This is a genomic window from Streptomyces sp. NPDC093094 (assembly GCF_044754345.1).
Lineage (GTDB): Bacteria > Actinomycetota > Actinomycetes > Streptomycetales > Streptomycetaceae > Streptomyces.
The window spans coordinates 156,290-168,111 of the sequence record NZ_JBIVOX010000008.1 but is presented as its reverse complement, the minus strand read 5'-3'; the positions used below and the strand labels follow the sequence as shown (position 1 = coordinate 168,111).

At 70.8% G+C, this 11,822-nt stretch carries 11 protein-coding genes; 5 read left to right on the top strand and 6 right to left on the bottom strand.

The window, feature by feature from the left end; genetic code table 11:
- Positions 1-37: 37 nt before the first annotated feature.
- Entirely contained in the window at positions 38-712 is a 675-nt protein-coding gene (locus ACIQGV_RS18885; RefSeq protein WP_402496158.1) for an NAD(P)H-binding protein, read from the top strand.
- Between the two features lie 243 nt (positions 713-955).
- Complete coding sequence (locus tag ACIQGV_RS18880) at positions 956-1,633, top strand: cyclic-phosphate processing receiver domain-containing protein (RefSeq protein ID WP_402496157.1); 678 nt, start codon at positions 956-958, stop codon at positions 1,631-1,633.
- Positions 1,634-1,711: 78 nt separating this feature from the next.
- Here ACIQGV_RS18880 and ACIQGV_RS18875 read toward each other — a convergent pair whose 3' ends face one another.
- Together ACIQGV_RS18875 and ACIQGV_RS18870 are read right to left on the bottom strand one after the other, a co-directional pair.
- Complete coding sequence (locus ACIQGV_RS18875) at positions 1,712-2,914, bottom strand: hypothetical protein (RefSeq protein WP_402496156.1); 1,203 nt, start codon at positions 2,912-2,914, stop codon at positions 1,712-1,714.
- Positions 2,911-4,893, bottom strand: a complete 1,983-nt coding sequence (locus ACIQGV_RS18870) for a CHAT domain-containing protein (protein ID WP_402496155.1) — start codon at positions 4,891-4,893, stop codon at positions 2,911-2,913. Before ACIQGV_RS18870 ends, ACIQGV_RS18875 begins: the two co-directional genes overlap by 4 nt.
- Positions 4,894-4,983: 90 nt before the next feature.
- On the opposite strand from ACIQGV_RS18870, the gene ACIQGV_RS18865 reads away from it, so the two are divergent.
- From ACIQGV_RS18865 to ACIQGV_RS18855, 3 genes are all read left to right on the top strand, one after another.
- A complete protein-coding gene (locus ACIQGV_RS18865) occupies positions 4,984-5,376 on the top strand; it encodes a hypothetical protein (RefSeq protein ID WP_402496154.1) in 393 nt (130 codons plus the stop codon).
- Between the two features lie 155 nt (positions 5,377-5,531).
- Positions 5,532-6,617, top strand: coding sequence for a MerR family transcriptional regulator (locus tag ACIQGV_RS18860; protein ID WP_402496153.1), 1,086 nt, complete (start codon positions 5,532-5,534; stop codon positions 6,615-6,617).
- 537 nt (positions 6,618-7,154) lie between these two features.
- On the top strand, positions 7,155-8,804 hold the full coding sequence (locus tag ACIQGV_RS18855; protein WP_402496385.1) for an alpha/beta hydrolase: 1,650 nt from the start codon (positions 7,155-7,157) through the stop codon (positions 8,802-8,804).
- 134 nt (positions 8,805-8,938) lie between these two features.
- Here the strand turns inward: ACIQGV_RS18855 and ACIQGV_RS18850 are convergent, their stop codons facing one another.
- The 4 genes from ACIQGV_RS18850 to ACIQGV_RS18835 form a co-directional block, all read right to left on the bottom strand.
- A complete protein-coding gene (locus ACIQGV_RS18850) occupies positions 8,939-9,601 on the bottom strand; it encodes a lysophospholipid acyltransferase family protein (RefSeq protein WP_402496152.1) in 663 nt (220 codons plus the stop codon).
- 74 nt (positions 9,602-9,675) lie between these two features.
- Complete coding sequence (locus ACIQGV_RS18845) at positions 9,676-9,837, bottom strand: hypothetical protein (RefSeq protein ID WP_402496151.1); 162 nt, start codon at positions 9,835-9,837, stop codon at positions 9,676-9,678.
- A gap of 22 nt (positions 9,838-9,859) precedes the next feature.
- Entirely contained in the window at positions 9,860-10,345 is a 486-nt protein-coding gene (locus ACIQGV_RS18840) for a DUF2750 domain-containing protein (RefSeq protein ID WP_402496150.1), read from the bottom strand.
- A 136-nt stretch (positions 10,346-10,481) separates the two neighbouring features.
- Complete coding sequence (locus tag ACIQGV_RS18835) at positions 10,482-11,597, bottom strand: serine hydrolase domain-containing protein (protein ID WP_402496149.1); 1,116 nt, start codon at positions 11,595-11,597, stop codon at positions 10,482-10,484.
- Between the last annotated feature and the right edge of the window lie 225 nt (positions 11,598-11,822).

The window sequence follows — 11,822 nt, the reverse complement described above, 5'->3', positions numbered from 1 at the left end:
ACGCCCCCGGGCACACCCCTCACCACCAGGAGAACTCGTGCGCGTCATCGTCTTCGGGGCGTCCGGAATGGTCGGGCACGGCGCTCTGCACGCCTGCCTGCGGGACGACGCGGTCACCGAAGTCCTCGCCGTCGTCCGAACCCCTCTGGACGTGGCTCACCCCAAACTGCGGCAGATCGTCCACGCCGACTTCACCGACTACACGGCGATCCAGGACCAGCTCACCGGCCTGGACGCCTGCTTCTACTGCCTCGGTGTCTCCGCCGTCGGCCGCAGCGAGGCCGAGTACACCCGCATCACCCATGACTACGCACTGGCTGCCGCACGCGCCCTGATCGCCGTGAGCCCGAACCTGACCTTCGTGTACGTCTCCGGCGAAGGCACCGACCCCACCGGCAAGAGCCGTCAGATGTGGGCCCGTGTCAAGGGCCGTACGGAGAACGACCTCCGGGCACTGCCCATGACCGCCCACATGTTCCGTCCCGGCTTCGTCCAGCTGGTCGACGGCGCCGTCTCCCGGACCCCGCTCTACCGCCGGCTCTACCGCGCCACCGCGGTCTTCCACCCACTGCTCAAGCGCCTCTTCCCCCGTCACGTCACCACCACGGACGCCGTCGGCCGCGCCATGCTCGCCGCGGCCGGGCCGGACGGCGACGCTCCCGCTGTCCTGCGCAACCCCGACATCAACCGCCTCGCCGCCGCACGGCGATAGCGGTGCGGGGGTGTCACCCGACCGGCCTCTCGCCGATCGGAGAGCCTTCACGCACCCATCGGACGAACACGAAAGCCCACGTCGCGAAGAGGAGGAGCAACGACACGAGCACCGGCAGCCAGGGGAGCGGGGCGGAACGATTCGGCGAGGAGGGCGACGGCGGCAGGACTGTGCACACGTCGACGGCCTGCCGTCGGGCCCGACCGGACCCCGTGCCGGCGCGGTGCCCGCCGGATCGCCCGCATGATCGTGGCCGCCGGGGGTGCTGACGTCGTCGTCCTGGCGGACAGCGAGGTCCGCGCCCGGCGTCAGGAGCCGCGCCAGAAGGAGGATGAGCTCCTGGCAGGTGGGAACGCACCGTCCGCCGGCAGCGGAGGGCGGCGCCGCCCGTCCCCGGCTCGCAAAGCTCTCATCGGCGACATCACGCAACCCTGTCAGGTGGTCGAGCAACTTTGCGCAACTGCGCTCGTCTCCCGATGGGTTCACTTCCTGCAGCTCGGCCTGCACCCCGCGGAGGACGGGCACACCACCGCCCGCTGCCGGCACCCGGCCCCGCCGTTCACCGGGCATGATGGCCGGATGCAGCAGCCCTCTCCTGAACCGGCACCGGTCATCCTCGCCGTCGACGACCTCAGGGCGCTGCCCCGGGCGACACGGCTCGCCCGCACGAGCCGCGAGGGAGTCCGGCTGCTCCAAGAGCACCAGGACATCTTCATCGACGAGCTCTGGCTCGACCACGACCTCGGCGGGGACGACAGCATCATGCCGGTGGTGACCCTCCTGGAGGAGGCCGCCTTCCATGGAAACCCGTTCCGGATCGGCACCGTCTACGTGCACAGCGCCAATCCCATCGGGGCCGAGACTGTCGTGCGGTCCCTTTCGCGTTGGAAGTACCGCGTTCGGCGGGCTGTCGCCCGATGAGTGGCCGGCAGCCCTGCCGGCCCGCGGTGCCCGGCGACATGCTCTCGCCCGGACCACCCCGCCTGCGCGCGGGGGAGTTCACGTCCCCCGGACGAGTTCGCGTGCCGCGTCCCGGACCACGTTCAGGCCCCAGTAGGCGGAGTGGGTCCACAGCCCGGAGGTGACCAGGTGCTGAGCCGTCCGGTCCTGGGGGCGGGACCCGTCCGACAGCCGGAAGACCCTGCCCGCGACGAAGGCCAACGGGTCCATCGGCTCCCACACGTTGATCCAGCGTCCCACCGAGGCGGGCAGGGAGACCGGTGTCTCGCCGTCGTAGGGGCCCAGGCCGTTGCGGGGGTCCATCAGCTGGAACAGCGGCCACTGGCTGCCGAAGGTCAGCAGTCCGCGCGTGTGCACGGGCTCCTCCCGCGCCGTCAGCAGATCGAGCAGGATGACGCCTCCGAGGCTGTGGCAGATGAAGCACGCGGGATTGTTCTCCCCGCCGGTCCGCTCCTGCGGGGGCCGGTCGGCGAGGCCGGCGTCCTCGTCGTAGGCGTGCAGCGCGTCACGGACCCGCTGCTGGATCAGCGGTTGGCTGCGCTGGTAGACGGCGATGTCACCGGCGAAGGAGGCGAAGCCGGGGCTCAGCTCCGCGCGGAGGTAGGTGTTGAGACGGCCGGCCCCCGCGCCGATGACGGCCCCCGCGGCACGGTCCATGTCGCGGAGCCTTCTCCTGATCCAGTCCCCGGCACCCCGGACGTGCTGTCCCCCGGGGGCCTCCGTGTCCTCCTCGGCGAGCGCCACGCCGACGTCCGCGAGCACCGTCGCGTTGCGCAGGCGGGGCAGGTACGTCAGCTCGTCCCAGGCTTCTTCGAGTTCGGACCGCCAGTCCGCCTGTGTGCCGCGGACGGCCGCTCTGCCCTGCCGGTCCTGTTCGGCGGCGGCCTCGGCGACGATCCGCAGGCCCTCGCGCCAGCGGTCGGAACCGTCGCGTACGGTGCTGGTACCGGTCGGCGTCGCGGGAGGCGGACCGGCGAGGAACGTCCACACCGGATCGTCCGGCGGCGGGACAGGCATCGGTTCGGTGCCGGGCGCCGCACCGGCGCGGGAGTCGGCCGCCGCCCCCATGGTGGGGATCACACGGTCCAGGAAGGCGTCCCGGCCACCGAGGTCCCCCCAGAAGACCGGGTGCAGGTCGGCCTCGGTGGGGCGGAGACGGTCGCCGAAGTCCTTGACTCTCGCCTCGAAGGCACCACGGTCGCGGTTGGCGACGCCGTGGATGACGAACACGGGACCGGTCATGACTGCACCACCTTCGCGCGTGGGTCTCCGTAGACCGTGTAGGCGAGCCAGGTCGAGTCCCCCGGCATGTTGTCGCGTGCCAGGGCGCGTGCCTCGCTCACCGACTCACCCAGCGTCAGCCCTGCCCGCAGCCGCTCGTACAGCGTCCCGGCGAACAGCCGTGCCGTGGTGTCGCGCACGGCCCAGGACGTGCCGATGACCGCGGCGGCGCCGGCTTGGAGGAAGACATCGGCCCAGTTCTCCAGGCTCGTATAGCTCGGGGCGCTTCCCTGGGTGCGGCAGGCGTTGAGGAAGACGAGGGGGACGGTGGCCGCGAGCGGACAGGTCACGGTGGCGATCGCCAGGTCCTGCGGCTGGAAGTCACCGTCGGTGAAGCGGATGCGGCTTCCTTGCCCGGCACGGTAGGTGTTGTGGCACGCGAAGTGCAGGCAGTCGAACGAGGGGGCGGCCAGGGCGGAGACCAGCACATCCCGGTTGCTCACCCGGTTCGGTGCGGTCTGGTCGAGCTTGAGGGCGATGTCGTCGATCTCGGACTCGGCCTCCTGCGGGGAGCCGTCCGGTACCACGAACGTGGGGCGTTCGAGGGTCAGCCGCCGCCCGCGCCTGCTCTTCATGACCCACCGCACCACAGGGAAGTGCTCGACGAGGAAGTGGCCGAACCCCACACCGTTCTCGTCCAGCGGGTACAGCAGTTCCCAGGGCACGACCTCCCGGTCGCTGAAGATCGTCATCTGGCTGATGGTGTCCGCGTTGTCGAGGATCATCCGTTGGATCGGCGGGGGAACCAGGAACTTCCACAGGCGGAAGCCCTCGTTCTTCATCCGCTCGCGCGCCGCTTCCGGGGTGAGACTGCCCGCGTCGGAGGCGTACGCGTCGAACTGCGGGATCAGCGCCTCGACACGGTCACGGATGTCCCCTTCGATCGGGCGGCTGGGCACCTCCAGGCGCTGTGAGTCGGTGATGAACAGAAAGCGGAAGGTCCTGCTCGCGTCGTCGTACATGATCTGCAGGCTGGCCTCCTCCTGAGCCGCCTCGTCGACGTCCAGCGCGTTCGCCACTTCGCGGGTGGCGGTGGAGCGGAAGGCCAGCGCGGAAACCTGTATCTGCAGTTCGAGCGCGCCCAGGAAGGTGCCGCCGCGGTAGGCGGTGAACCGCACGGGGAAGCTGCCCACCGCGCCGGCCCGCATCATGAAGAGTCCCGGTGGGGAGTCGCCGAACTCCGGGACGGCGAGGTCGATGACGCGTTCGCCCTGGATCTCGAAGGAGTCCGGCACCGTCGCGACCACCGAGACCGTCACGCCCCCGGGTATGTCGAGGGGCACGCCCAGGAGGGTCTCCGCCCCGCTGGTCTGCCGGATGGACACCTGGACCGGTATCCACCGCTGCCTGCGGACCGACTTGGGGAGTTCCGCCACCATCTCGCGCCGCACGTCCTCCGCGGCGACAGGGGCCGGGGGAGGGGCGGCGGAGGAAGGACCGACGGGCGGCGGTGGGGCAGGGAGAGACACGGCTTGGGGAGGTACGGCGTCGGGAGGCGCGGCCTGCGCGAGGTCGGAGCTTTCGCCCATCTCCGGTGCCGCCGAAACTTTTTGATCGAGTGTCACCAGCCTTACGTCCCACGGCACGGGCCGCACGTCGGTGAAGCCGGCCCCCCGCAGGCCGGCGACGACCGCGTTCACGTCCGTGCGCAGGTACTGCAACCGGTCCACGCTCCAGGCGCCGACCCGGATGTGCTCCACGTCGACATCTCCCCGCACCGCACGGATGTGCTCGTCCTCGTCCTCCAGCAGGTCGAGCGGCAGCGCGCGACGCGTCCCGGCCCGGTCGGTGACCAGGGCCCATTCCGCTCTGTTCGTCGCCGGGTCGACCAGGAGATGGCTGATGTGCCCCAGGACCTGCCCGCGGTGGACCACGGAAGCCTGTGAGAGATGCGTGAGATCGCCCGTCTCGGGGTCGTAGGGCTCACTGAATTCCTGCATGGGAAACACCGCCCGCGTCGGAACCGGCAGTGACGTGCGGCTGGGCCTCCTTCGACGGTACAGACACGGCGTCAACGCCGTGTCATCCCGTTGTCATCGGCGGCGGCCCTCGACTTCTGGCGCCGCCGGGGCGGCCGTGTGACCTACGGCCGTCACGAGGAGACGAGCTGCTTCCCCGTGCTGGACCTCGGGCCCGGCCGCAGGCCGCAGCTGTTGTGGCCGGTCGGGATCTATCCCGTCAGCGGGACGGTCGAGGTGGTCTTCCAGTACCTGAAGACCCGCAGCCCCTTCGACGACACGGAACAGCGCCGGGAGCTCCTGAACCGCCTGAACAAGATCGACGGCATCGACCTGCCCGAGGCGAAGCTGGAGCTGCGCCCGTCCTTCCCGATCAGGGTCTTCGCGGAGCACGGTGGCGAGATCTGCGAGGTGCTGGACTGGTTCGCCGGAGTGGCGGCAACGGACCTGGCCCGGAGGGACTGAATGCGTGCCGGGACTTCTCTGCGCAGGCGCCGCTCGCGCGGCTGCCGACGGCCTCCCAGAACTGCTCAGGGGGCGGTCGCAGGAGGATCGTGACCGTGGCCGGGGTTGACCCTCGACCTTGTCGAGGGCTCAGAGTTCCGGGTGTGGAGAACGAGATGCGCAGTATCGGGGAGATGGCGCGGGACGGCGGACTGAGCGTGAGCGCGCTGCGGTTCTACGACCGTGCCGGTGTGCTGGTCCCTGCCCGGGTGGACCCGGTCAGCGGGTACCGCTGGTACGAGCCCGGGCAGCTGGAGGAGGTCCGGCTGCTGGCCCGGCTTCGCCGGGCGGGCATGCCGTTGGCCGACATCCGGCTCGTGCTGGCCGGCTGGGCCGGCACGGACACGGACCTGGTGCGCGGTCTCCTCCAGGCGCACCTGCGCCGTCTCGAGCTGGGGCTGTCCGAGGCCCGCAGCGAGTTCTCCACGCTCCGAGCCCTACTCGACCGCAGGGAGACAGACCCCATGACCTCGCTCCACACCGCCACCGCCCGGTTGTCCGTCCCCGCGCCGGAACTGGCCGCCGCGCTGGACGCGGTCCGGTTCGCCGCCGGTACCGACCCGGAGCTGCCGATGCTCGGCGGAATCCTGTTCGACATCGAAGGCGAGGGACTCCGTCTGGTGGCCACCGACCGTTACCGGATGGCTGTCGCACAGGTATCCGCGACCGGGCACGGCGGGCCCAGGACCCAGGTGGTGGTGCCTCTTCCGCTCGCCGACGCGATCCGGGCGCTGCTGACCGGTGAGGACCCCGTCCGGCTCGCGGTGGACGGTGACCGCGTCACGCTGGAGACCGGCGACGGGCAGACGTCCGGCCGGAGCCTCGGCCACGAGTTCCCCGACTACCGGCGCCTCGTCGACCTCCCGGCCGGCCGCCGGGCCCGGGTCGGCACGGCGGCCTTCCGCCACGCCCTGGAGACCGGCCCGGTCCGCGCGGGCGAGACACGCGAGCAGGACAGCGGGTCCTACGACCTCAGCGTGCTCCGGGTGGCGGAGGACGGGTCCGTGATCGTGTGCGACGACGGTGACGACGGCCAGGACAACGTGGCCGTCAACCGCGAGTTCCTGCTGCACGCGCTCGCCGCCGGAGCCCGGGACGAACTGGTCCTGGAACTGGGCGCCCCCACGGCGCCACTCGCGATCCGCCGGCCCGACGACGAGGACACCTTCTCGCTCCTGATGCCGGTCCGGCAGGAGAACTGACGAGCCCGTGCACGGTATGCGGTGAGATCTCGGGGACGTCGGTGTGTCCTGGTGTTCACCTCTGCCGTGCCGAGGCCGGGTCCGTGCTCTGCTCGGGGGACAGCTCTTGCCGAGGGCCGGCCCCGCCCCGCGTGGCCGGGGCCGGCCGCGGGGGAGAGCAGCAGTACTGCGGCGGCGTCGGAGGGGATGCCGGGGCCCGGCGGGATCGCGCGCTCGCTGCCGGTCAGGGCGGCCTTTCAGGACCAGGGCGGGGCGCCGGATGCGCCCGGCCGGGGTTCGAAGGGTGAGGATCAGGCGCGTTCGGGCGGTGGTGTCGGCCCGGTGGCCGGCGTCGGCGTGCAGGCTGCAGGGGTGAGCGAGCTGTCTTTGTCCGCTGTGTCCGCTGCCGGGGGAGTTTGATCGATTGCCATCGGAGATCGATGATCAATAGGGTTCGTGCCGTCGAAGTGCGAGCGGCGCGGCGTTCCGGCGTGTCGGGGGCGGGGGGACTTGCGGATGCGTACATGGATACGGGTGTGGGGGCGCTTGGCCCGGGGGTTGCGCATGAGGGCGGACAGGGCCGGCGGCAGCTCGCGGCCTGCTGTGGTGTCCGCTGCTCCGGGGCGCCGCGCCGCCGCGGGCCTGCTTGCCCTTGCCGTCGTGGTCGAGGTGGGCGTAGGGGTCGGATGCGATGTCGTCGGAGGCTCGGGCCCGGGCCCGTCTGCGTCGACCGAGGGCGGCGAGGCGAGGCGCCGGGTCGAGCGCAAGGCGACGAACCCGCCTGCGGGACTGCCCGGGGCCTTCACCGTCGGCCAACGGCTCGCCTGGTCGGCCTGCCCGGCACCGTCCGGGGCGCAGGGGGACGGTGATGCCCCGGGCGACGGCTGGGAGTGCGCCACGATGAAGGCGCCGCTGGACCACGAGCGGCCCGGCCGCGGCATGATCGACGTCGCAATGATCCGGAAAAGAGCCACCGGACCGGAGGACGAGCGGATCGGATCCCTCCTTTTCAACTTCGGCGGCCCCGGCCAGTCGGGCGTGGTGGGGCTGCCCGAGTACGCCGACGACTACGCCAGGCTGGGCGAGCGCTACGACCTGGTCAGCTTCGATCCTCGCGGCGTCGGCGGGACGGCACCCGTGAACTGCGGCGAGAAGGAGTACGAGGGCGGCGACGCCTGCAAGAAGCATTCCGGCGGGATCCTGCCCTACGTCGGCACGACGCAGACCGCGCGTGACATGGACCTGATGCGCTATCTCCTCGGTGACGAGAAGCTGCACTATCTCGGCGTCTCCTACGGCACCGGGCTGGGCGGCGTCTACGCCCACCTGTTCCCGAAGAACGTGGGCCGAGTCGTGCTCGAAGCCCCGATCGACCCGACACTGGACCGCCTGCAGGACCAGATCAGCCAGGTCAAGGCCGTTCAGCTCGCCTTCGACCGCTTCACCGCGCACTGCGCGGACGCCTACGACGACTGCCCCACCGGCAGCGACCCGAAGCAGGCCGGCCGACGCGTCGTCGCGCTGCTGAACAGGCTGGAGGAAAAGCCCGCGCCCACCGACGACGGCGGGGAACTGACCGGCAGCCTTGCCGCCCACGCCATCGCCAACCACCTGGACAGCGGCGAAGAAGGCTGGAAGCCGCTGGCGAAGGCGCTGCGCGAGGTCATGGAGCGGGGCAACGGCAGCGCGTTGCTGGAGGAGGCGTACGACCACGGCCCGGACACCCGGAGCCGAGGCGCCCGGGCCGGCAGCGAAGTCGGCGTCAGCCCCCGCAGCAAGACCTCGGGCGGCAACGGCACGTCCGCTTTTGTCGCGATCACCTGCGCCGACTCCAACCTGCGCCCCGGCTTCACCGAGTCCGAGGAGATGATGAAGCGGATCAGGGCGGCTTCCCCCGTCTTCGGCGAAACCTGGGCCGTCGGCGTCTACCTCTGCTACGAATGGCCGTTCAAGGGCGAGAGTGCCGCCCCCGACGTCAGCGCGGAAGGCGCTTCCCCGATCCTCGTCGTCGCCAATACCGGCGACCCGACGACACCGTACGAGGGTGCCAAGCGTATGGCGGACGAGCTGGGCGAGGGGGTCGGCGTCCTGCTGACGGTGCGGGCCGAGGGCCATGGGTCGTACCCCTACAGCCTCTGTGCGACCAGGGCCGTCGATGCGTACCTCCTCAACGGTAGGACCCCTGAGCGCGGCACGACGTGTTCTTGACGCTTCCTCAGGGCACGGGCGCTCGCCCCGTTCCCCTCCACAGACATGCGTCCGGGGTCTGCCTCCCCCGGGGCGTCGGCGGTCCGGTGCTTCCGACGTGCACTCCCGGTCACAGCCGTGGCTTGACACCCTGGTCAGGAGGCGAGAGCGGTGGTCTCTCCGAGCTGTGCGGCGGCCGTGCGCCATGCAGCCGTCACTGCGGTGTGGGCCTGTTCCGTCCGGGCCGCGTCGTCTGGTGTCATGTGCAGGGGCTCACCTACGTGCACGTGCAGTCGCGGCCGGCGCAAGGGTGCCGTGAGCAGGCCCGTGAGCTGTTTGGCCGGGTTTCCCGAGGTGATTCGGCGGGCGCCGGCCTGGCCCACGGGCACCACCGGGGCCCCGGTGCGTTGAACGAGCCGGGACAGGCCGCTGCGGAAGTTCTGGGGTGCTGCCTCGGCGGCGTCCGTCCGATGCGGGAGGCAGCCTTCCGGGTAGATCAGGACGAGGTGTCCGCGCTCCAGAGCCTGGATCGCTTGGTCCAGGGCGTCTGCCGCGCGTCGGTCGCCGCGGTGGACGGGGATGTGTCGTCCGTGGACGAGCGCGCGGCTCAGGAGCGGGACGCGCCACAGCCCGGCGGCCGCCATGACGACCGGTTCGACGCCGAGCCGCCGCAGGGCGGCGAGGACGACGGCGGGATCCGCGAGCGAGGTGTGGTTCGCGGCGATGATGCTGCCCGGCGCGAGCACGGCGCCCGAGTGGGTGGTCACCGACAGACGGCCCACGGCAGGGACCAGCATGTCGGCGAGGCGGCTGAGCATGTTCGGTCTCCCGGTCTCGACGAGTCGGTCTTCATCGTCGGTTGCCGAGGTGCTCGGAGCCTGAGTAGCTGTACTCATCTCTTGCGGCTCGATACCTCGGCTTCGGGGATGCCGCCCCGGTCGGTGCCGATGCCCGGGGTCCCGTGCAGCGCGGCTTCGACGATCACGCGGAGGAAGGCGTCCTGCACCGTGGACGGCACGAGCAGGAGGCGGTGGCTGCGGTAGAGGGAGTTCATGTCGTAGCCCGCGGCACGTAGGTCACACTGAGGCGCTCGCCTGCACCCTCATCCGCGAGATCGCGAAGCAGCTCGCGTCAGGACCGACGAGAACACGGGCAAGTCCTCGGCTGTCACCTCCCTCTGCCTGGCACTCGATGAGGCCGAGGAAGCCGGAACAGCGGCGTGAATGTGAAAGCCGCTGTCCGGTCACCCGCTCCTCGGCTGCGACCGCGCTCTGTGTGAGTGGCGCCGTGGGCCATTCAGGCGCTGCGAGTCGATCGAGGACTTCCACCGGGGTGAAGCTCCAGCCGACGAGCCGCGGTCCGCTCCAGTTGATGCCGATCGTGTATCCCTCTCGGGCGGCATCGGGCAGATCGCGATCCCGCCAGGCGTCCAGAGGCATGGATTCAACACGGAGCCCGTGCCCCCAGATCCTCGCCGCCCTCTGCGCGCGGGCCGCGGTCGACCAGTGGGGAAGACTTCGTGTGCCGTCCGCGGAGAGGGGGGGCCGGGCTTCCCTTGTCATCCCTGGCGAACCAGACCACCCCGCTCCGGCGGGTCTCCCGGAAGAAGGCTGCCGCTTGCGAACCACTCTGACTCATGCCACGTGAGCCCAGTGTTCCCTAAACAGCTTGCGCAGGCCCGGACAGCCCTGTTGCCTGTCAGCGCAGCCCGCTGTAAGCGGCCATGATGATCTCCATGCCGCGGTGGTCCTCCTGCTGGTTCCGGTCGACCATCTGATTCATGACATAGGCCACGGTCATGCGTGAGTCGGGATCGCTCGCGACCAGTGACCCGCCCCAGCCGCCCCAGCCGAAGGTGTTGCCGAACTTGCCGAAGCCCGCCGTCCAGCACATCGGCGCCCCCAGGATGCGGTCCTGGCCGCAGAACACCTCCTGCCACGCGGGCTCGCATCCCTGAGGGGACAGCAGCCGCACGCCGCCGATCGTTCCCTGATTTGCAAGTACCGACTGGACGAGGGCGACAGAGCGAGCGTTGCCGAAGCCGTTCACAGCAGGGATCTGTGCACGGCGCCAGGCCACCGAGTTGGCGTCCTTGACCCGGATCGCGGCACCTGTGATCGCCCGAGTTGCGCCGTCGGGGCCGGGCGGCGCGCTGGCGGTGTACTCGTCGGTGAGCGACGGCGGCGCGATGAGCGGAGCGACGCGGTGGTCGTGTTCGGCGGACAGTCCGATGTGGAAGTCCGCGCCCAGCGGCTCGGCCACCTCCTCGGCGAAGAACTCGCCGAGACTGCGGCCGGTGATGCGGCGGACGATCTCACCGATGAGGAACCCGAAGGTGAGCGCGTGATAGCCGGCGGCCGTCCCGGGTTCCCACTCAGGAGCCTGCGCCGCCAGCCCGGCCGTCACATTTTCCCAGTCGTACAGATCCTCGACCGTTGCCGGCCCGGCCAGGTCCGGCAGCCCTGCGGTGTGGGACAGCACGTGCCGCACCAGCACGCTCTCCTTGCCGGCCGCGGCGAACTCCGGCCAGTAGGCGGCGACCGGTGCGGACAGATCGAGCCGGCCCCGGTCGGCCAGGATCAGCGCGCAGAGGGCCGTCATGTTCTTGGTCGTCGAGTTCACACAGGCGAGGGTGTCTCGCTCCCAGCTGACAGAGCCACCCGCGTCGGCGTACCCACCCCAGATGTCGACCACTGGTTCGCCCTCGAGGTAGACGGCGACCGAGGCACCTACGTCATCCTTGCCGAGCGAAGCCGCGAGGGCCTCGCCGACGGCGACGAACCGCGGCTCGCAAAGTCCCTTAACATCGGTCATGGACATAAGACTCAGACGGCGCCGGATCTCCCGCCCGACAATTCCCGTACCGGTTCTGTCGGGCTGGGCACGATCGGATGAATTCTCTTCTCACGCCGGCGCGGCGGCCCGAGGGCCGTGGTCGGCCCGTACGGCGACCGGCCGTATCGATGGCTGGTACGCCGTGGAACGCCCCGGATCACCTGTCGCACATGTGCGTCACGACAGTTCGGCGGGCGCCCGACA

What these genes read in the sequence shown, in the direction of transcription:
- ACIQGV_RS18875 (WP_402496156.1), bottom strand. Translation starts at nt 2,914, where the DNA reads ATGACCGGTCCCGTGTTCGTCATCCACGGCGTCGCCAACCGCGACCGT.
- ACIQGV_RS18845 (WP_402496151.1), bottom strand. Translation starts at nt 9,837, where the DNA reads ATGAACTCCCTCTACCGCAGCCACCGCCTCCTGCTCGTGCCGTCCACG.
- ACIQGV_RS18870 (WP_402496155.1), bottom strand. Translation starts at nt 4,893, where the DNA reads ATGCAGGAATTCAGTGAGCCCTACGACCCCGAGACGGGCGATCTCACG.
- ACIQGV_RS18860 (WP_402496153.1), top strand. Translation starts at nt 5,532, where the DNA reads ATGCGCAGTATCGGGGAGATGGCGCGGGACGGCGGACTGAGCGTGAGC.
- ACIQGV_RS18840 (WP_402496150.1), bottom strand. Translation starts at nt 10,345, where the DNA reads ATGACAAGGGAAGCCCGGCCCCCCCTCTCCGCGGACGGCACACGAAGT.
- ACIQGV_RS18850 (WP_402496152.1), bottom strand. Translation starts at nt 9,601, where the DNA reads ATGCTCAGCCGCCTCGCCGACATGCTGGTCCCTGCCGTGGGCCGTCTG.
- ACIQGV_RS18880 (WP_402496157.1), top strand. Translation starts at nt 956, where the DNA reads ATGATCGTGGCCGCCGGGGGTGCTGACGTCGTCGTCCTGGCGGACAGC.
- ACIQGV_RS18835 (WP_402496149.1), bottom strand. Translation starts at nt 11,597, where the DNA reads ATGACCGATGTTAAGGGACTTTGCGAGCCGCGGTTCGTCGCCGTCGGC.